The sequence below is a fragment of the Mesorhizobium sp. P2_D5 genome (assembly GCF_056404355.1).
Window position 1 is genome coordinate 544,822 of the sequence record NZ_JBFUEE010000004.1, and the last position, 20,017, is coordinate 564,838.

At 63.4% G+C, this 20,017-nt stretch carries 20 protein-coding genes; 5 read left to right on the forward strand and 15 right to left on the reverse strand.

Annotation, left to right across the window (positions count from 1 at the left end; translation table 11 throughout):
* Window positions 1–22: 22 nt before the first annotated feature.
* Window positions 23–361 carry a preprotein translocase subunit YajC gene (gene yajC / locus AC1DYW_RS20340; protein ID WP_477227411.1) on the reverse strand — a complete coding sequence of 113 codons (339 nt, stop codon included), beginning with the start codon at window positions 359–361 and terminating at the stop codon, window positions 23–25.
* Window positions 362–511: 150 nt separating this feature from the next.
* Window positions 512–661: a hypothetical protein gene (locus AC1DYW_RS20345; RefSeq protein WP_477227412.1), complete on the reverse strand. Its 150-nt coding sequence runs from the start codon at window positions 659–661 to the stop codon at window positions 512–514.
* Here AC1DYW_RS20345 and AC1DYW_RS20350 point away from each other — a divergent pair.
* Window positions 645–1,520, forward strand: coding sequence for an ATP-binding protein (locus AC1DYW_RS20350; RefSeq protein WP_477227413.1), 876 nt, complete (start codon window positions 645–647; stop codon window positions 1,518–1,520). The genes AC1DYW_RS20345 and AC1DYW_RS20350 overlap by 17 nt on opposite strands.
* A gap of 118 nt (window positions 1,521–1,638) precedes the next feature.
* Here the strand turns inward: AC1DYW_RS20350 and AC1DYW_RS20355 are convergent, their stop codons facing one another.
* The 13 genes from AC1DYW_RS20355 to AC1DYW_RS20415 all read right to left on the reverse strand — a co-directional run bounded on the left by AC1DYW_RS20355 (window position 1,639) and on the right by AC1DYW_RS20415 (window position 17,950).
* Window positions 1,639–3,156, reverse strand: coding sequence for a peptidoglycan DD-metalloendopeptidase family protein (locus AC1DYW_RS20355; protein ID WP_477227414.1), 1,518 nt, complete (start codon window positions 3,154–3,156; stop codon window positions 1,639–1,641).
* A gap of 229 nt (window positions 3,157–3,385) precedes the next feature.
* Window positions 3,386–4,045, reverse strand: a complete 660-nt coding sequence (locus AC1DYW_RS20360; protein WP_477227415.1) for a protein-L-isoaspartate(D-aspartate) O-methyltransferase — start codon at window positions 4,043–4,045, stop codon at window positions 3,386–3,388.
* Complete coding sequence (surE, locus tag AC1DYW_RS20365) at window positions 4,042–4,800, reverse strand: 5'/3'-nucleotidase SurE (RefSeq protein ID WP_095087702.1); 759 nt, start codon at window positions 4,798–4,800, stop codon at window positions 4,042–4,044. Before surE ends, AC1DYW_RS20360 begins: the two co-directional genes overlap by 4 nt.
* Complete coding sequence (serS, locus tag AC1DYW_RS20370; protein WP_477227416.1) at window positions 4,800–6,206, reverse strand: serine--tRNA ligase; 1,407 nt, start codon at window positions 6,204–6,206, stop codon at window positions 4,800–4,802. Before serS ends, surE begins: the two co-directional genes overlap by 1 nt.
* Window positions 6,207–6,546: 340 nt before the next feature.
* Window positions 6,547–7,398, reverse strand: a complete 852-nt coding sequence (gene tatC / locus AC1DYW_RS20375) for a twin-arginine translocase subunit TatC (RefSeq protein ID WP_184873748.1) — start codon at window positions 7,396–7,398, stop codon at window positions 6,547–6,549.
* Entirely contained in the window at window positions 7,395–8,213 is an 819-nt protein-coding gene (gene tatB / locus AC1DYW_RS20380; protein WP_457150644.1) for a Sec-independent protein translocase protein TatB, read from the reverse strand. The genes tatC and tatB overlap by 4 nt, the downstream gene beginning before the upstream one ends.
* A gap of 30 nt (window positions 8,214–8,243) precedes the next feature.
* Window positions 8,244–8,465, reverse strand: coding sequence for a twin-arginine translocase TatA/TatE family subunit (locus tag AC1DYW_RS20385; RefSeq protein ID WP_095087696.1), 222 nt, complete (start codon window positions 8,463–8,465; stop codon window positions 8,244–8,246).
* Between the two features lie 169 nt (window positions 8,466–8,634).
* Window positions 8,635–9,399: an SMC-Scp complex subunit ScpB gene (scpB, locus tag AC1DYW_RS20390; protein ID WP_477227417.1), complete on the reverse strand. Its 765-nt coding sequence runs from the start codon at window positions 9,397–9,399 to the stop codon at window positions 8,635–8,637.
* Window positions 9,396–10,196, reverse strand: a complete 801-nt coding sequence (locus AC1DYW_RS20395) for a segregation and condensation protein A (protein ID WP_095088090.1) — start codon at window positions 10,194–10,196, stop codon at window positions 9,396–9,398. The genes scpB and AC1DYW_RS20395 overlap by 4 nt, the downstream gene beginning before the upstream one ends.
* Before the next feature lie 60 nt (window positions 10,197–10,256).
* Window positions 10,257–11,276, reverse strand: coding sequence for a beta-N-acetylhexosaminidase (gene nagZ / locus AC1DYW_RS20400; RefSeq protein WP_184873745.1), 1,020 nt, complete (start codon window positions 11,274–11,276; stop codon window positions 10,257–10,259).
* A gap of 133 nt (window positions 11,277–11,409) precedes the next feature.
* Window positions 11,410–14,811, reverse strand: a complete 3,402-nt coding sequence (locus AC1DYW_RS20405) for an SPOR domain-containing protein (protein WP_477227418.1) — start codon at window positions 14,809–14,811, stop codon at window positions 11,410–11,412.
* 103 nt (window positions 14,812–14,914) lie between these two features.
* The gene (gene argS / locus AC1DYW_RS20410; protein WP_477227419.1) at window positions 14,915–16,672 is read right to left on the reverse strand and encodes an arginine--tRNA ligase; all 1,758 of its coding nucleotides are present in this window, start codon (window positions 16,670–16,672) and stop codon (window positions 14,915–14,917) included.
* A 63-nt stretch (window positions 16,673–16,735) separates the two neighbouring features.
* On the reverse strand, window positions 16,736–17,950 hold the full coding sequence (locus AC1DYW_RS20415; protein ID WP_477227420.1) for a deoxyguanosinetriphosphate triphosphohydrolase: 1,215 nt from the start codon (window positions 17,948–17,950) through the stop codon (window positions 16,736–16,738).
* Window positions 17,951–18,036: 86 nt separating this feature from the next.
* Here AC1DYW_RS20415 and erpA point away from each other — a divergent pair, with 86 nt between their 5' ends.
* The 4 genes from erpA (at window position 18,037) to AC1DYW_RS20435 (ending at window position 20,000) form a co-directional block, all read left to right on the forward strand.
* On the forward strand, window positions 18,037–18,384 hold the full coding sequence (gene erpA, locus AC1DYW_RS20420) for an iron-sulfur cluster insertion protein ErpA (RefSeq protein ID WP_457150639.1): 348 nt from the start codon (window positions 18,037–18,039) through the stop codon (window positions 18,382–18,384).
* 2 nt (window positions 18,385–18,386) lie between these two features.
* Window positions 18,387–18,782 (forward strand): VOC family protein, encoded by a 396-nt coding sequence (locus AC1DYW_RS20425; protein WP_457150638.1) that lies wholly within the window; start codon window positions 18,387–18,389, stop codon window positions 18,780–18,782.
* A gap of 17 nt (window positions 18,783–18,799) precedes the next feature.
* Window positions 18,800–19,594, forward strand: a complete 795-nt coding sequence (gene xth, locus AC1DYW_RS20430) for an exodeoxyribonuclease III (RefSeq protein WP_457150637.1) — start codon at window positions 18,800–18,802, stop codon at window positions 19,592–19,594.
* An 88-nt stretch (window positions 19,595–19,682) separates the two neighbouring features.
* Window positions 19,683–20,000, forward strand: coding sequence for a hypothetical protein (locus AC1DYW_RS20435; protein WP_457150636.1), 318 nt, complete (start codon window positions 19,683–19,685; stop codon window positions 19,998–20,000).
* Window positions 20,001–20,017: the final 17 nt, after the last annotated feature.

Below are 20,017 nucleotides of genomic sequence, written 5' to 3' on the forward strand. Positions count from 1 at the left end.
GATCGCTCCGCCTGAAATTCGGTTACTTCTTGGCGTTCTGGTTCGCCACAGGCTCGCCCTTGACGCGCACATCGGCGATCGTCGAACGCAGCGCGGTCACCTTGGTGCCACCGCCGAGGTCGATCTCGAGTTCGTTTTCGTCGATCACCTTGGTCACCTTGCCGACGAAGCCGCCGCCAGTGACGACCGTGTCGCCGCGACGAACCGCGGCCAGCATCTCGCCGCGCTTCTTCAGCTGCGTGCGCTGCGGCCGGATGATCAGAAAATACATGATCACGAAAATCAGGACAAACGGCAAAATGCTGATGAACATGTCGGGAGAAGCCCCAACGCCTTGGGCGTATGCCGGTGTCACGAACATCGAGGTACTCCTGAATTTTGAAAACAGCCGCCACCCGTCCTTGTGGAGTTTGGCGGCCCCTTGAAATTTGGCCGGAATATAGTCGGTAAAGTTGCCAATGCAACTGCGTGGCCCGCCAAATCGGCTGCTTTTCCGGCCTGTTGAGCCGTGTTAGAGCATGATCGCGAACAGCACGAGCCGGTTTTCGGAAAAGATCACGCTCGAACAAAAGGTTGCAACCGGTTTCGAACCCGGCGGAATCGGCACGCTCCCCACTTCAAAACGCGAAAAACAAAAGACCGACATGACCGACAGCAGCATTGACGCCCTCAACAAGAAGCTCGACAGCCTGATCGAGGCGGTTAGCCGCCTCGCCCCGCCGCCGGTGCCTGAAACGGACATCGGCGGGGCCGACTGCTTCGTCTGGCAGGCCGATCCCGGCTATCTGGAGCCGGTGCGGAGGGTTAACCGCGTCGACATCGGCCTGATCCGTGGCGTCGACCGCGTGCGCGATATCCTTGTCGACAACACCGAACGCTTCGCTGCCGGCTACGCAGCCAACAACGTGCTGTTGTGGGGCGCGCGCGGCATGGGCAAATCGTCGCTGGTCAAGGCCGTGCATGCGGAGATCAACGCCAGGGCCAAGTCCGACCTGCCGCTGAAGCTGATCGAAATCCACCGCGAGGACATCGACACGCTGCCGAAGCTGATGGGACTGCTGAAGTCAGCCCCCTTCCGCTTCATCCTGTTTTGCGACGACCTCTCCTTCGACCACGACGACACCTCCTACAAGTCGCTGAAGGCAGCGCTCGAAGGCGGCGTCGAGGGCCGCCCGGCCAACGTCATCTTCTACGCCACCTCGAACCGCCGTCATCTCTTGCCGCGCGACATGATCGACAACGAGCGCTCGACCGCCATCAACCCGTCCGAAGCGGTCGAGGAGAAGGTCTCGCTCTCAGACCGGTTCGGCCTATGGCTCGGCTTCCACAAATGTTCGCAGGACGAATATCTCGACATGATCGACGGCTACGTCCGCCATCACGATCTTTCCGTCGATCCCGAGACGTTGCGCGCCGAGGCGCTGGAATGGGCGACGACGCGTGGCAGCCGCTCGGGCCGTGTCGCCTGGCAGTTCACCCAGGACCTGGCTGGACGGCTTGGCAAGCCGCTCAAGGATTAGGGTCGGAGAAAAGCCACTGAAAAAGCCCGCTCCTTGCGGGGCGGGCTGAGCCGGCGGGCCGGACTGGAGGTCAGACGGCCCGCAAAATCGCTTTCTTGTTCTATTCGAGACAGCCCGACTATTCGAGATAGCCAGAGGGGTCGACCGGGGCGGAGTTCTTGCGCACTTCGAAGTGCAGCTTCGGCGAGTCCGTCGTGCCGCTCATGCCCGACAGCGCGATTTCCTGGCCGCGCTTGACCTTCTGGCCGCGCTGCACCTCGATCGAGCTGGCATGGCCGTAGACGGTGACCAGGCCGTTCTCGTGGCGCACCAGCACCGTGTTGCCGAATTCCTTGAGGCCATCGCCGGCATAGATGACGACGCCGTTCTCGGCCGCCTTGACCGGCGTTCCCGTCGGCACGGCGATGTCGACACCGTCCTTGCCCGAGCCGAAACCGGAGATCACGCGGCCGCGCACCGGCCAGCGCATCTTGCCGATGCCGGTTGCATCCGGTGCAACCGCGTCGTCGTCCTCGGCCTGCTGGATGACCCTGGAATCTTTCTTCGGCGGCGTGTAGGACGCCAGCGTTTCCGACGGCGTCGTCTTTGCCGCGGGCTGCGTGGTCGCCGTTGTCACCGGATCGATCTTCGCCGGCTTGGCGCTGGCGACGGTCGCGGTTCCGCCCGCCGGCACCTTCAAGGTCTGGCCGATCTTGAGCAAGCCGTCCTTCATGCCGTTGGCCTGCTTGAGCGCAACGGTGCCGACACCGGTCTTCCTGGCGATCGAAGAAAGCGTGTCGCCCGACTGGACCGTGTAGGTGCCGGCAGCGCCGGTCGCTTTGGCCGCGGCCATCTGCGGCTTGGGCTCCTTGGGCTGGCTTGCGGCGGCCGAAGTATCGACCTGAGCGGCGGACTTGCCCTCCTTAAGCTTGGGCTGCTGCGGCAGGACGGCGACCTTGGCCGGCGCGGTGGCCGGCAGGTCGTGCTTGCCGTTTTTCGCCGGCTTGGCGTCGGCGACTTTCGCTTCCGATTTGCTGGAGTAGGCATAGGCCGGGATGACCAGCTTCTGGCCGGTCTTCAGCCCCTTGGTCGGGCTCAACCCGTTGACCTTCATGATCACGTCGGCCGGCACCTTGTAGTGCTGCGCCAGGCCGGAAATCGTTTCGCCATCCCTGACGACGATCTCGGTTGCATGCGGCGTGCCGGCCGCGGCGGCGCGCGGTGCGTCGGGCTGCGCGACCTTGAACGGCGATGCCGCCGGAGCGACGGTGCCGGTCGTGGTCCGGTCGACATGCGGCGCCGGGGCCAATGCGGTGCGGACCGGCTTTGCGGCAGGCGCGAGTGCCGGAGCCGGCTGTGCCTGCGCAACGGGCGGAGGCAGCGGCCGCGTCGAGACCGGTTCGAGACTGGAGCGGCTGACCGACTGCGTATGGCTGCCGTCGACCGGAGCGGCCTCGACATCGCCCGGATAGGCCTGCACGGCGTCCTGCTTGTTGATGATGGCGCGCTGATTGTTGGTCGACGAGGTAAAGACGTCATCGACGCTGTTGAAGCGCGAGGCCTGGGAACTGCACCCTGCCGCAGCGCCTGCGACCATGAGTACGGCACAACCACGCATCAGGTTGCGTCCGTTTGTCTTCAAAACACTGAGTTGCATCGCACTAACCCGCACATACCCGGTACAAACTAGGCATGATTAAAGCGCGTTAATGTTACTCGTCGGTTAACCCCATAGAATCCGATGCGAATTTTCTTAAAATATTTGAGATCGCTTGCAGAGTGCCGAAGCTATGCTCAGGCCGGGCTGGCTAAGTCGACTCGCCGTAACCGGATGCAGCGGTTTGCGGCCTCACAATTCGCAGGCCGGCACCGCATAAAAGATTACTCTAGATGACGGCGGCGACGCTGCGCAGGATCGGCTGCAGGCGCACGAGGCCGATGTCTTCGCGTTCGAACCGGCTGCCGACCTTGGTCAGCTTGGCCAGCACCTGTTCGCCCTCTTCGGGTCCGATCGGGGCGATGACGATGCCGCCGCTCGACAGTTGGTCGAGCAGGAAGCGCGGCAGGCTGTCGAAGGCTGCCCAGGCGACGATGCGATCGAACGGCCCTTCGTTCGGCAGACCGCCGGATCCGTCCGCCTGGCGCACGATGACATTGCCGATGCCGAGCGCCTCGAAGCGCTGCCTGGCCTGCTCGACAAGCGTCTTGTAGCGGTCGGTGGTGACGACCCGCGCCGCCAGCCGCGACATCACCGCCGCCGTGTAGCCCGAGCCGGTGCCGATCTCGAGCACGCGGTTGCCCTGCTCGATGGCGAGGGCTGAGATCACCGCCGCCTGCAGGTCGGCACCTTCGATCGCCTCGCCGCATTCGATCGGCAGCATGCGGTCCGACCAGGCGATCGGATGGAACTGGGCGCCAAGGAAACCGCGCCGCGGTGTCGCCTCGAAGGCCGCGATCAGCGCCTTCGGCACCGTCCCCCTGCCGCGCAAACGCAGCAGAAAGGCAGCAAAACCTTCGCGGTCGTCGGTTGTGAGGCCCTGGTTCATGCAAGCGCCTTGCTCAGTTGGTCACGGATTTCATGCGCGGTGAGGTCGAGCTGCAATGGCGTCACCGACACCAGCCTGTTGCGCAAGGCATGGAGGTCGGTGCCTCGCTTGCCTTCGACCGGCTCGCGGCCGAAACGCAGCCAGTAGTAAGGCAGCCCGCGCCCGTCGCGGCGCTCGTCGACCCACAGACTGTGCACGAGCTTGCCCTGCGAGGTCACCACAGTACCTGCGACTTCTTCAGGAAGGCAGTTCGGAAAATTGACGTTGAGCAGCACGCCGTCCGGCAGCGGCGTCGCCACCAGTTTCTGCAGCAGTGCAGGCGCCAGCGCTTCGGTCGTCTCGTAAGGGACGACGCGATCCTCGCCGACATAGCTGTAGCCCTGGCTGAGCGCGATCGAGCGGATACCGAGCAGCGCGCCTTCCATGGCGCCGGCGACGGTTCCCGAATAGGTGACGTCGTCGGCGATGTTGGCGCCGGAATTGATGCCGGACAGGATCAGGTCGGGGGCGCCGGGCAGGATCTTCTTGACGCCCATGATGACGCAATCGGTCGGCGTGCCGCGCACGGCAAAATGTTTCTCGCCGATCTTGCGCAACCGCAGCGGCTCCGAGATCGACAGCGAGTGCGCATAGCCGGACTGGTCCTGCTCCGGCGCCACCACCCAGACATCGTCGGACAGCGTGCGCGCAACCCGTTCGAGCGACGCTAGGCCCTCGGCATGAATGCCGTCGTCATTGGTCAGCAGGATGCGCATTATTTCGATTCGATCTTTTCCCGGCCGCCCATGTAAGGCCGCAGCACTTCAGGAATGGTTACGCTGCCATCCTCATTCTGGTAGTTTTCGATGACAGCTATGAGCGCGCGCCCGACCGCGGTGCCCGAGCCGTTGAGCGTATGGACGAAGCGGTTGCCCTTGCCGTCCTTGTCCTTGTAGCGGGCGTCCATGCGGCGCGCCTGGAAATCGCCGCACACCGAACAGGACGAAATCTCGCGATAGGCATTCTGGCCGGGCAGCCAGACCTCAATGTCATAGGTCTTGCGCGCGCCAAAGCCCATGTCGCCGGTGCACAGCGTCATGGTGCGGAACGGCAGCCCGAGCCGCTTCAGCACTTCCTCGGCGCATTGCGTCATCCGCTCGTGCTCGGCGAGCGACGATTCCTGATCGGTGATCGAAACCAGCTCGACCTTGTAGAACTGGTGCTGGCGCAGCATGCCGCGCGTGTCGCGCCCGGCCGAGCCTGCTTCCGACCGGAAGCATGGCGTCAGTGCGGTATAGCGCAGCGGCAGCTTTTCATGCGCGGTGATTTCTTCGCGCACGAGATTGGTGAGAGGCACTTCAGCGGTGGGGATGAGGTACAATTCAATCTCACGGCGCGCCTCGGCAAGCACCGCATTAAATTCGTCACCCTTTTTGCCCGTAGCGCTCTCCAACAAGTCGAGTGTTTTCTGACCAACGTCCTCTTTTCGGCGAGATTTCTCGGTCTTAAACAGGTCGTTCTCAAATTTCGGCAACTGTCCGGTGCCGAACATCGCGTCGTCACGCACCATCAGCGGCACCTGCACCTCAGTATAGCCATGCTCGGTCGTGTGCAGGTCGAGCATGAACTGGCCGAGCGCGCGCTCCATCCGCGCCAGCCCGCTTTTCAGCACGGTGAAGCGTGAGCCAGACAGTCTCGCCGCCCGCTCGAAATCCATCATGCCGAGCGCTTCGCCGATCTCGAAATGCTCCTTCACCCAATTCGGACGCGTCGGCAGCTTGCCGACGATATGCTTGACGACATTGTCGTGCTCGTCCTTGCCGACCGGCACATCGTCGAACGGCACGTTGGGCAACACCGCCAGAGCGTCGTTCAGCGTCTTGTCGAGCTCGCGTTCACGCGCCTCGCCATTCTGGATGAAGGTCTTGATCTCGCCGACTTCGGCTTTCAGCCTTTCGGCAAGCGCCGCATCGCCCGAGCGCATGGCGTTGCCGATCTCCTTCGAGGCGGCATTGCGGCGCTCCTGCTTGGTCTGCAGCTCGGTGACGTGTTCGCGCCGCGCCTCGTCCGAGGCGATCAGCCCGTCGACTGTGGACTGCGCCTCGCCGGCCGACCACGAGCGCTTCACCAGCGCCTCGACAAGGGCCTTCGGGTTGTCGCGAATCCATTTGATGTCAAGCATGGTTTGAACGCTCCTGGGTAGCATGTCGCCCAAAAGTGCGCAGCGGTTGACATGCTTCAAACAAAACTGAAACGCATCGCCACGATGGCGATGCGTTTCAGCCAGAGGGCGTAAACCGCATCGTTGATCGATGCAAGATCAGGCGTGATCAAGCCAGGGCTTCGATCTCGCTTTAGCGCGCTTTACCGGGGATGGCGCGAGAGCCGGAAAAAATAAAAAAACCCGCCTTGCGGCGGGTCGTTGGCGCAAATCAGCACCATGCCCAAATCTATAGCATAATTGCCGTCACAAGGCAATCGATGCCAAGCCCGCCGCCCCCCGGCGGGCGCCGCGCCATAGCCTATGTAGAGGACTTTTCGGCCACCTCTTCCGCCGCGTCCTGCTTCTCGCGCGCCACCCGTTGCTTTTCCTGATCGCGCTCGATCAGCCGCGCCGCCCAGATGGAGACCTCGTAGAGCAGGATCGTCGGAATGGCCAAGCCGATCTGGCTCATCGGGTCGGGCGGCGTCAGCACCGCCGCGACGACGAAGGCAATGACGATCGCCCATTTGCGCTTTTCGGCCAGCGCCTTCGACGACAGCATGCCGACGCGCGTCATCAGGCTGGTCACCACCGGCAGCTGGAACACCAGGCCGAAGGAGAAGATCAGCGTCATGATCAGGCTGAGATATTCCGACACTTTCGGCAGCAGCGAGATCTGCACCTGATCGTCGGTGCCGGCCTGCTGCATGGCGAGGAAGAACCACATCACCATCGGCGTGAAGAAGAAATAGACCAGCGATGCGCCCATCAGGAACAGCACCGGCGATGCGATCAGGAACGGCAGGAAGGCGTTGCGTTCGTTCTTGTAGAGGCCGGGCGCGATGAACTTGTAGATCTGCGTGGCGATCAGCGGAAAGGCGATGACCATGCCGCCGAACATGGCGAGCTTGACCTGGGTGAAGAAGAATTCCTGCGGCGCGGTGTAGATCAGCTCGACCTTGTGCGGATCGAGCCCGGCCCACTTCGTCGCCCATTTGAACGGGACGACCAGAAGGTTGAAAAGCCTCTTGGCGAAGAAGAAGCAGACCAGGAAGGCGACGAAGAAGCCGCCGAGCGACCAGATCAGCCGCCGGCGCAGCTCGATCAGATGCTCCATCAGCGGCGCCGACGATTTCTCGATCTCGTCTCTTTCCTTGTCCGAAACGCTCACTTGGCGGCTCCAGCCGTCTTCTTGGCCGCCGGCTTCTTCGCCGCGGCAGGCTTCGGTTCAGCTTTCGTCCCAGTCTTGGTAACGATTGTCTTGGTAGCGATTTGCTTGGTAACGATCGGCTTGGTCGCGACCGTCTTGGCCGCAGTGGGCTTCGCAGCCTTTTCAGGCTTTACCGCCGCCTTGGACACAGGTGCGGCCTTGGCGGTCGCCGCCTTTGCCGGCGCGGAAGCCATCGTGCCATTTGCCGACGCCTTGGCAGGCGCTTTAGCCGGCGCTTTTGCCGGAACAGCCTTGGCCACTTTCTTCACCGCCGACGCCTTCGCCGCGACAACCGGTTCGGCTGGCACTGACACCGTCACCACCGATTCATCGGTCATTGCCGGGAAAATCGGCGCTGCTGGTGCGGCTTCCGGCCCGCTGACGCCAGGCATGGTCGTCGCGCCGTTCTTCAACGGCTCGGCCGCCTGCGGCGTCGAAGCGGCTGGCGCTGTCGGATCGTCTGCCGGCTTGGGTTTCATCACCGCGTCGACGCCGGAGCGCACATCGGCCGCCGCCTGCTCGAACGGATTGAGCTGCTTCCTGATCTCGGACATCGGGCTGAGGCCCCTGAGCTCGTCGACCGACTTCTTGACGTCGTCGAGCTCGGCTTCCTTCAGCGCCTCGTTGAACTGCTTCTGGAAGTCGGCCGCCATGGCACGCAGCTTGGCCGTCGTGCGGCCGAAGGTGCGCAGCATATTGGGCAAATCCTTGGGCCCGACGACCACGATCATGACGATCGCGATGACCAGCATTTCGGTCCAGCCGACTTCAAACATGGCACTCTGTTCCGACTAGAACCTTTTGGCTCAGCTCTTGCTGGCTTTTTCCTTCGCGGCCGAAACGGTCTCGTCGGCGCGGTGTTCGACGGTGCGCTTGTCTTCGGCAACGTCGTCGTCCGCCATGCCCTTCTTGAAGCTCTTGATGCCCTTGGCCATGTCACCCATCAGCTCAGGGATCTTGCCGCGGCCGAACACCAGCAGCACGATCACGAGCACGATCATCCAGTGCCAAATCGAAAATGAACCCATAGCAAATCTCTCTCGAATGTTTTCCCTGGCGATGATCTATGCGTTTTCGCGTTGGGATTCAAACACAACTGCGACAGAGTTTATGAAAGGGTGGCGGATGTCACGCATTTTCGGCGTGATGGCCCGCTACGAATCCGCGCATCCTCGACAGATTGGCCGCGATTGCCAGTCAATCTTCCGTGACGCGCGGCGTCAGCAGGCCGAGTTCCTCGAGGTCGATGTCGGTCAGCGCATCCTCGTCGTCGGCCAGCGCATCGGGATCGGCCGGCGGCTGTGGAATGGAGAAATTCGACGGCATGCGGCCCGAAAGCAGCCCTGCCCCTTTCAGTTCCTCCATGCCGGGAAGGTCGCGGATTTCCTCCAGCGCGAAATGGTCGAGGAAGGTCTCGGTCGTGCCATAGGTGACAGGGCGTCCCGGCGTTTTGCGTCGGCCGCGCATGCGCACCCATTCCGTTTCCAGCAGCGTGTCGAGCGTACCTTTCGAGGTTTCGACACCCCTGATGTCCTCGATCTCGGCGCGCGTCACCGGCTGGTGGTAGGCGATGATCGCCAGCACTTCGAGCGCGGCGCGCGACAGCTTGCGCTGCTGCACCGTGTCGCGGCTCATCAGGAAGGCCAGGTCACCGGCGGTGCGGAACGCCCAGGCGTCGCCGACGCGCACCAGATTGACGCCGCGCCGCGCATAGATTTGCTGCAGGTCGGCCATCGCCAGGGCGATGTTGATGCCATCTGGAAGGCGCGCCGCCAGCTGCTTTTCGCTGACAGGTTCAGTGCTGGCGAACACGATCGCCTCGGCCATGCGCACGGCTTCCGCCATATAGAGGCGCTCGGCCGGGTTCTGGACCTGCTCGGCTGGTTCCTGGGGAAACAACTCCCCTTCCGTTTCGTCATCGACCTTGAACGGGATAACCGAAGCGTTGGCGCGCTCGCTCATGATGCCACCTCGACTGCCTTGATTGCCTGTGCGCGGCCGCGCAGGTAGATCGGCGCGAACACGTCGTCCTGCCGCATGTCCATCTTGCCCTCGCGCACCAGTTCCAGCGTGGCCGCGAACGAGCTGGCGATCGCCGTGCGCCGCTCCTCGGGGCTGGTCATGTATTCGATCAGAAAACTCTCCAGCGCCGTCCAGTCGCGCACCGCGCCGACCAGCCGGGTCAGGATGTCGCGCGCGTCCTTGAGCGACCAGACACCGCGCCTGGCGATCGTCACATTGTTAATCGCCTGCTTCTGCCGCTGCTGGGCGTAGGCGGTCAGGAGATCGTAGAGCGAGGCCGAATAGGCGTTGCGCTTTTCGACGATGACCATTTCCGGCATGCCGCGCGCGAACACGTCGCGGCCGAGTCGGTTGCGGTTGACCAGACGCGCCGAGGCGTCGCGCATCGCCTCCAGCCGCTTCAGCCGGAACTGCAGCACCGCCGCCAGTTCCTCGCCGCTTTCGCCCTCGTCGCCAGGCTGCTTGGGGATGAGCAGCTTCGACTTGAGGAAGGCCAGCCACGCCGCCATCACCAGATAGTCGGCGGCAAGCTCGAGCCTGAGCGCCCTCGCGGTCTCGACAAAGGTCAGATATTGCTCGACCAGCGCCAGGATCGAGATCCGCGCCAGATCGACCTTCTGGGTGCGGGCAAGATGCAGCAGCAGATCGAGAGGACCTTCGAAGCCGGCCACGTCGACGACCAGCGACGGATCGCCGGTGACGCGGGAATCGTCGTTCTCGGCCCACAGACGGTCCATCGGTGCGGCCTTCGCGGCCTTGCTTTCCAATGTTTCCGCCACTTTCTCTCGCTTCCTTTGTCAGGCCACCGCATCGAAATAGGTGGCGAATTCTGCGCGTATCTCGGTTTCTTCAGCCGCGTCGTGTTTCCTAATATAGGTCAGCGCCCGTTTTGCGCGCTCCAGTGACTTGCCCTCAAGCCCCGTGGTGCGCGACGCGATGCCGGCCATTTCCTCGAAAACACCGTTGCAGTGAAGGACCAGATCGCAGCCCGCCGCAAGGATCGAGGCCGCCTTTGTCGGGAAATCCCCAGAAAGTGCCTTCATCGAGGTGTCGTCGCTCATCAGCAGTCCGTCGAAGCCGATTTCACGACGGATGATCTCGTCGATGACCTTACCGGATGTCGTCGCCGGGTTCTTCGGGTCGATGGCGCTGTAGACGACATGCGCCGTCATCGCCATGGGCAGATGGTTGAGCTCCCGGAACGGGGCGAAATCATGCCGTTGCAGATCGCTGAGCGACGCATTCACCGTCGGCAATTCGAAATGCGTGTCGGCAAGGGCGCGCCCATGGCCGGGAATATGCTTCATCACAGGCAGCACGCCGCCCGACATCAGCCCTTCTGCGGCAGCACGGCCGAGTTCGATCACCGGTCGCGGCTCCTTGCCATAGGCACGCGCGCCGATGACGTCGCTGGCGCCTTCGATCGGCACGTCGAGCACCGGCAGGCAATCCGCCGTGATGCCGTAGCGCAGCAGGTCGAACGCATGCAGCCGCGCCATCAGCCAGGCCGCGCGGGCGCCGGCATCGTGATCGTCGCGCCACAGCGCGCCGAGTGCGCCACCGGCAGGATAATTCGGCGCCAGTGGCGGCCGCAGGCGTTGCACCCGGCCGCCTTCCTGGTCGATGAACACCAGCGCGTCCGGACGCCCGATACAGTCGCGCATCTCGGCGACCAGATCGCGGATCTGCTCGGTCTCGCCGATGTTGCGCGCAAACAGGATGAAGGCCCACGGGCATTCGTTGCGATAGAAATTGATTTCTTCGCGAGTAAGCGATTTCCCGGCACAGCCGAGGATCATGGATTTTGATTCGGTCATGACGGGAGTTTAGGGCTTCGCGCGATCAAAGGGAATCGTCCCCCGCCGCATGCGCTTGAAGACAGATCTCATCCACATGAAAAAGCCGGCGCGGTCTGAGACCGCGCCGGCTTTGATTGGTTGACTTCAGTTGCTAGCGCGAGACGAAGCAATTGCCGCCGGCAGCCTTGTAGCTGGTGCACAGGTTGATCGCGTCGTTGCGCGACTTCGCCGGAACGCGCACACGGTAGAACGTGCCCTTGCCGGCAATCTCCGCCTTGACGATGTTGGCGGTGCGGCCGGAAAGCACGCTGCCGTAGCGGCGCTGCAGATCCTGGTAGCTGGACTGGGCGCTTTCGACCGTCGGCTGCGAAGCGATCTGCATCGACCACGAACCACCGCCGGTCGCGGTTGATCCCGGATCGATGGATGCAACCTGGTCGGGCTTGACCTCGCCGACGACATCAACCGGCTGGTCGGACGGGCGCTGCGGCGCGACCGGAACCTTGGCAGGTGTGTTTGCCGATTGGGCCTTGGCCTCGGCCTTGGGCGCCGCCGCCGGTTTCGCTGCCGGCTTGAGGGCCGGCTCGTCGTCTGCCTGGGCGGTGGCGGGCGTCACGGTGCCAGTTTGGTCCGCATCGGCCTGGGACGACGGGGTAACTTGCTGCGGCGCCGGGTCGGCCGGCTCAGCGGCTGCCACTTGCGGTGCCGCGGGCGCCGGATCATCACGCGGCACCAGCGAACCGTCTGACTTGACCACCATGGTCCTCACCTTGCGCGGCGCAACCGCGACGACATCGGCGTTGGTGCCCTTGTCGGCCTCCTGCAGCACCTGCGCGATGCGATCTTCGGATTTCGGTGCCGGCGCCGCGTTATCGGCCGGCGCCGCGCTGGCGGCCGGCGCGGCATTGGCGACCGGCGCGGCGTTGCCGTCATCCGCTCCAGTTGCCGCGGCGTTCTGGTCGGCGGAAAGATCGATCGCGCGGGCGGGATCCTTGGCCTGCACATCCACCGGCTCTTCGACGTTGGTGACCAGTTTATCCTGGACAGGCTCGGCGGGCTTGGTCCCCTTGACCACCGCGTCGTAAACCTTGTTATCCTGGTTCGGCACCACTGTGCCGCCCGGATTTTCCGGCTTGACCTTGATCGGCGCGTTGTCGGCCTTGACGATCACCGGTGCATCGCTGCCGCCCTTGCCGCCGAAAGACAGCGCAAAGGCGCCGAGGCCGCCAGCAACCGCCACCGCGCCGACAACAGCTGCAACGAACAGGCCACGTCGGCGCGAGGGCCTCGCGGCCTCCCGCTCGCCGAGACCCGGAACAGCCATAGCCTCATCCAGTTCGGGATCGTAGTCGAGTTCGTCGACGGTGAAATCGTCCGCCTGTGAAACCGGCTGGCTGCCGGGCAGATTGTTGAGGTCGAAGCCAGCGGCATCCGCATAGCCTGCCGACGCTGTCGCACGGGCAGGCATTTCGGCCGGCCTCGCGGCATACGTCCGCGCTTCCGGCTGGTAGGCCGGCTTGGCCCCGTCATAGCCCGGCTTGGCCCCGTCATAGCCCGGCTTGGCGCCGTCATAGGCCGACTTGGGTTCCTCATAGCCGGCATTGTGGGGTTCATCGCTATAAGCGGCACTGCTTGCGGGAGCAGGAGCGACCTCCACCGAATTCATCTCGGTGAGAAGGCTGGAGAATTCCGCGTCGAGATCGTCATAGGCAGGCGTCGCCGGCTTGTCTTCCTCGAAGTGCAGTTCCGGGATGTCGAGATCGTCCGCCAACGCCACGACACGCTCGGGCACGTCGATCGTCTCGACATCGGGCATGTCTTCGTAGTGCGAGGACTGTCGCGGTTGCGGCACGGATACAGGGGCTGCAGGGGCGACGGTCTCGACCGGCTCGCTCGAACGGTAGGATGGCACTGCGGCGACTGCCGGTGCCGCGGCCCAGGGTGTTATCGAAGCGGTCGGCTGAGCGCTAAATGCCGGCTGCTGCGGAACCGGCGTCACGCGGCTCCACGAACGGGTCGGCTCCGTCGGCTCGGAGCGTTCCGCCAGCCAATCATGAGGATCGTCCTGATCGTGCCGAGAAGCGGCTGCGTCGCGCGAATCCAGGCTGTTCGCCAAAGCCGCGTCGAACGCATCATCGTCGAAATCGACATCGCCGTGCGCGGTGACATGCGAGCGCTGATCCTGCTCCTGCAGGTCATCGAGCTGTAGAACGTCGAGATCCGAATCTGCGGCCTGGACAGCTTCAAGGCGGTGCTGCTCCTCAGGCGCGTGTCCGTCGATATCCCATTCGAGGTCGGCGAGATCGGCCGGCTCCTCAGTGGTCTCTGCAACTGCGGCGACGGGCGGTTGAGCGGCGACGACGACCGGCCGAGCCGCGACGGGCTCCCTGGCCGCCGGCACCGGGCGCGCGGTCATTGCACCCAGCAGTGCATTCAACTCGTCTTCCAGGCTTCGTTCGTCCGCGATCGGCGAATCCAACGGCTCGGCCGCAACGGCGGCTGGCGCCAGCGGCTGGACCGCAGCGGCGGCAACCACGGCGACCGGCTCTTCGTCCGTTTCGGCAAACGAGTCGTCCAGGTTCAGGTCGAACCCATCGTCCAGCGAGCCTTCTGGGTCGGAAATCTCGCCCTTCGCGTCCGCGGTATCGGCAAGCACATCATGCGCTTCCGGCTCCTGGAAGGCGACCGGCTCATCACGACTGTCGAAATCCATATCGACATCAGCCATGGCGTCGTCGAAATGACCGGCAAAATCCTCGCTCGATATTGCCTGGGCGTCACGCGCAGGCGCTTGCGCCGGCATGGCGTACTCGACAGGTTCCGAAGCCGCCGGTTCAGCAGCCGCATCGGACTGCTCCACTGCCCAACGGTTGTCGAGCACCAGCTCGTCTTCGAGCGAGATCGCATCGTCGAATTCAGGATCGGAGGCCGGCCCAACAGCAGCAGGCTCGACTGCAGCAGGCGCGTCGGCAATGGCCGCGGCGTACCGGACTTCGTCGGCTTCGTCGTCAATCCGGAAGTCATGATCGAGCGACGCGGCAAGCTCGTCCTCGATCGGCTGGTCGTCCTCGAAGGGCGAAACGTCTTCGAGGGAACTGGCGACGGCATTGTCGAGATCAGAATCGAAAGCCGGCTCTATGGCAGGCGCGGTTTCGGCAGCGTGAAAATCCGCATGGCTGGCGACATCCGCATGGCTGGCGACCGGTGCGTGGTCGTCGAGATCCGCCATGTCCAGATGGAAATCGTCGTCGAGCGACATCGCAAGATCGTCGGCCATCGCGCTGGCCTCGGCTGTCGACTCATGCGCCTCGGCGACTGGAGCGGCGTCGCTGTCGTCAGCGCCGAACTCGCCCATCAGTTCCTTCTCGAGATCGATTTCGAAATCGTCCTCTTGCGCCGGCTGACCGGCGACGGGCGCTTTCGGCTGGACGGGCGCTTGCGGCTTGACCGGCTGGCGCGGGTCGAATCCCATGATCCTGGTCAGTTCCGCGAACGGATCATCTTCAACGATGTCGTTGTTGTCGGCTACTCTCAGCTGGGTTCTGTCTGCCATTATTGTTCCCGAACTCGCACTCATTCGGACGCCATGGACGTCGCGTAGGGTTGGCCCTTACCAGCGCAATGTGGGCAAAAGGTGACAGGTTTTTTAGTCAAACCTAACGCATTTCGGTGGGCGCGGCGGCTCCGATCAACGTCAGGCCGGACGTCAGAACGTCCGAGACAGCCTGCACCAGCCCTAGTCTGGCATGCGTCAATTGTCGGTCGTTAACCTTAACAAAACGTAAGTCTGGATTTTCTGTGCCACGGTTCCAGTGTCCGTGGAAACTAGAAGCCAGATCATAAAGGTAAAATGCCAGCCTGTGGGGCTCCAGCGCAAGTGCCGCCGACTCGATCAAACGCGGATATTCTGCAAGCTTGCGGATCAGGCCGATCTCGCCCTCGTCGGTCAGCATAGTTACGGCGGACGCCAGGCTGTTGCGATCGAAATTGGCCTCGCCCAGTTGCTCGCTCGCCTGCCGGAACACCGAATGGCAGCGCGCCGAGGCGTACTGCACATAGAACACCGGATTGTCCTTGGACTGCTCGGTCACCTTGGCGAAGTCGAAATCGAGCGGCGCATCGTTCTTGCGGTAGAGCATCATGAAGCGGATCGCGTCGCGGCCGACCTCCTCCACCACTTCGCGCAGCGTCACGAAATCACCCGACCGCTTCGACATGCGCACAGGCTCGCCCTCGCGAAACAGCTTCACCAATTGGCAAAGCAGCACGGTAAGCTTCACCCTGTCGCCGGCAATCGCGCGCGCCAAGGCCTCCAGCCGCTTGACATAACCACCATGGTCGGCGCCGAGCACATAAATCAGGTCGACGAAGCCGCGGTCGATCTTGTCCTTGAGATAGGCGACGTCGGCGGCGAAATAGGTGAACGAGCCATCGGACTTGACCAGCGCCCGATCCATGTCGTCGCCGACGGCGGTCGAACGGAACAGCGTCTGCTCGCGATCCTCCCAATCGTCGGGCTTCTCGCCCTTGGGCGGCGGCAGCTTGCCCTTGTAGATGTGCCCCTTCAACGTCAGGTCGCTGATCGCCGAGCGGATCTTCTTGGCGTTGTCGGCGTGCAGTGTACGTTCGGAGAAGAACACGTCGTGATGCACGTTGAGCACAGCCAGATCCTCGCGGATCATCGCCATCATCGCATCGATGGTGCGGTCCTTGACGATGGCCAGCGCCTCGTCATCCGGCATCTCCAGCAACGAGCGGCCAAACTCCCTGGCCAGCGCCTCGCCGACAGGAACCAGGTAATCGCCGGGATAAAGTCCTGCCGGAATCTCGCCGACATCGTCGCCGAGCGCCTCGCGATAGCGCAGCATAGCCGAACGGCCGAGCACGTCGATCTGCGAGCCGGCATCGTTGATGACGTATTCCTTGGTCACGTCGTAGCCGGCGAAGGCCATCAGGTTGGCGAGCGCATCGCCAACCACCGCGCCCCGGCAATGGCCGACATGCATCGGGCCCGTCGGATTGGCCGAGACATATTCGACATTGGTTTTCCTGCCACCACCAACCGTCGAGCGGCCATAGTTGCGGCCTTCGCCAAGCAGCGTCGTCAGATGCGCCTGCCAGAAACCGTCCCGAAGCCTGAGATTGACGAAGCCGGGCCCCGCGACCTCGGCGGCGGCAACGTCCTTGTCCCCACGCAGCGCCTGCGCCAGTCTTTCGGCCAGCGCGCGCGGATTCTGGCCGGTCGGCTTGGCCAGCACCATCGCCGCATTGGTCGCCAGGTCGCCATGGCTGGCGTCGCGCGGCGGCTCGACGGCAATGCGCGACAGGTCCGGCGAAACGCCATCATTGTCTTTAAGATCAAGCGCTTCGACGGCTTTTATGATTCGCGCGGTGAAATCGGCGAAGATGTTCATTTGGACTGGCTCTGGCGGCTTTGTGGCGAATCCGGCTCGTTGGCCGGCAAAATCGAGCCCGCCCTAGCTCAAATCCGGGGTTCGGTCAAACAAACGCCGATGTTCCTTGAGCGCGTAGGTGTCGGTCATGCCGGCCAGGAAGTCGGCCACGCTGCGCGCCTTGATGCGATCGTCGGCCCGATCGAGCCCCTCTCGCCAGCCGTCAGGCATGGCGCGCGGGTCGGCGAAATAGACGTCGAACAGGTCCCTGACGATCTGCTCGGCGTCGGCGCGCACCCGCATCACCTCCGCGTGCCGGTAGAGGTGCTTGTAGAGGAAGGCCTTCAGTTCTTTCTCGAACGCAGCCATTTCGGTCGAAAAGGTCACCATCGTCTCCCCGGCTGCCCTCACCGCGTCCGCGCTCTGCGGCTTGATCCGGTCCAGATTGGCAGTGGTCGAAACAATGACATCTTCGACCATGGCGGTGATCTGGCGCCGCATCAGTTCGTGGCCGGTGCGCACGTCATCGAGCGCCGGATAGCGGGCGCGCACGCCCTTGAGGATCGTTCCTGGCAGCGAGACCGTCTCCAGCATGTCCAGCGTCAGCACCCCTGCCCGCAAACCATCGTCGATGTCATGCGTGTTGTAGGCGATATCGTCGGCGATCGCCGCGCATTGCGCCTCGATGCCGGCAAACCGGTCCAGCTCGAGATCGTGCAGCTCCGAATAATCGCGGATCGCCTGCGGCACCGGCCCTTTCAGGCCCTGGCCATTGCCATCGGTCAGCGGTCCATTGTGCTTGACCAGGCCTTCCAGCGTTTCCCAGGTCAAGTTGAGCCCGTCGAATTCGGCGTAGCGCGCCTCCAGCCTCGTCACGATGCGCAGCGATTGCGCATTGTGGTCGAACCCGCCCCAGGCAACCATCTTCTCGTTCAGCGCGTCCTCGCCGGTGTGGCCGAAGGGCGTGTGGCCGAAATCATGCACCAGCGCGACGGCTTCGGCGAGATCCTCGTCGCCGCGCAGCGCCCGCGCCAGCGCCCGCGCGATCTGCGCCACTTCGATCGAATGGGTCAGACGTGTGCGATAGTGGTCGCCTTCATGCGCGATGAAGACCTGTGTCTTGTGTTTCAGCCGCCGGAACGCCGTCGAATGAATGATGCGGTCGCGATCGCGCTGGAACAGCGTGCGGGTCGGGCTTTCGACCTCATCGAAAAGCCGCCCGCGCGACTTTGCCGGATCGCAGGCATAGGCGGCGCGTGGCCGATAGCCGAATCCGATGTCGCCCAACTCGTTGGTCATGATCGATGCCGCAATTGATTGGTCTAGTTGACTTGGCCGCTCGCGCTTCATACCTATCATGTGAAACCGAAAGCAAGGTGACGCCCATGGGCGCGGATGCCAAGACTGCCATGAAAGTCGACATGACCGAGGCCGCCGCCAGGCGGATCGCCAAGATTGTCTCTGGCGAAGCTGGCAAGACGGCGCTGCGCGTTTCGGTCGAAGGCGGTGGTTGTTCCGGCTTTTCCTACAAGTTCGACCTGGTCGACACGCGCAACGACGACGACGTCGCCATCGAAAGGGATGGCGCCACGGTGCTGATCGATGATCTGTCGCTGGTCTATATGGGCGGCTCGGTGATCGACTTCGTCGACGACCTGATGGGCCAGTCGTTCCAGATCCGGAACCCGAACGCCGTCGCCTCCTGCGGCTGCGGCACGAGCTTTTCCATATAGAAATGTCCGCGATCGGTGCGGTCCGCCAGATCGCGCTGTCGGCCGGACGTGACCTCGACGTAACGCTGGCGTTCTGGCGCGAAGTGCTCGGTATGGCCGTGCATGCCCGCTTCGATCCGCCGGGCATTGCCTTCATCATGGCCGGCGATGTGCGCTTGCTGTTCACCGACGGCGTACCGGCGGGAACCGTCTATCTCGACATGTCGGGCCTCGACCATTTCCATGCCGAGGCAAAAGCCGCGGGCGTCCCCTTCACCGCGCCGCCGACGCTCGTCCATAACGACACCGAAGGCCAGTTCGGTCCGGCAGGGGAAAGCGAATGGATGGCCTTTCTAAAGGACCCGGCAGGCAATACGATCGGCCTGGTCGAACGCCATCCGCCGCAAGAACCCCACTGAACAGCATCGAGACCGTCATGAAAATCGTCACCTGGAACATCAACGGCGTGCGCGCCCGCATCGGCAACCTGACCCACTGGCTGACCGAGAGCGCGCCCGACATCGTCTGCCTGCAGGAGATCAAGACGCTCGACGACCAGTTCCCGCGCGCCGAGATCGAGGCGCTTGGCTACAATGTCGAGACCCACGGCCAGAAGGGCTTCAACGGTGTCGCCATCCTGTCGAAACTGCGCTTCGACGAGGTCAATCGTGGTCTGCCCGGCGACGATGCCGACGAGCAGGCGCGTTTCATCGAAGGCGTTTTCTCGACCGACAAGGGCGCGTTGCGCATCGCCTCGCTCTATCTGCCGAACGGCAATCCGATCGATGACGATAAGAAGTTCCCCTACAAACTATCCTGGATGGAGCGCCTGGAGCGCTGGGCACAGGAGCGGCTGAGGCTGGAAGAGGCCCTGGTTCTGGCCGGCGACTACAACGTCATTCCCGAGCCGATCGACGCCAGGTTTCCGGAGAACTGGCTGGGCGATGCGCTGTTCCAGCCGCAGACGCGGCAGGCTTTCCGACGGTTGCTCAATCTTGGTTTCACCGAGGCGGTCCGCGCGGTCACCGACAGGCCCGACACCTACACGTTCTGGGACTATCAGGCCGGCGCCTGGCAGAAGAACAACGGCATCCGCATCGACCATCTGCTGCTGTCGCCGGAAGCCGCCAACCGCTTTTCCGCGGCCTCGATCGAAAAGCATGTGCGCGCCTGGGAAAAGCCGTCCGACCACGTGCCGGTGGCGATCGACCTCGCGCTGCAGCCGGCCTGACGGAGACCCTGTCCAGCAGGCCCTGACGCCGGACACGCAGGCATTTGACCTCATATGGTCACATTCCGGCGCATGATGGGGGATCATCATGGCGGCCGGGGTTCCCATGAGCATTCGAATTGTTCTTTGTCCGATCGGCTTGGCATTTGCCATGGCCGCGGTCGTGCCGGCTTTCGCCGCCCCCGAATGTCTTGCCAATGGAAAATCGTATTCGGTTGGTCAGGTCGCCTGCCTGACGGTCGCCGACCAGAGCCATCTTGCCCGCTGCGACATGGTGCTCAACAACACGTCGTGGACCAAGGTCGGGGACAGCTGTCCTGAAAACACGATGGCGCCGCATCTCCATGTGACGCCGATCTCAACGCCGGCCCCCAGCATGGTGCCGACGGAACCGACCGAGAATTGATCAAAATCGAGCACCTC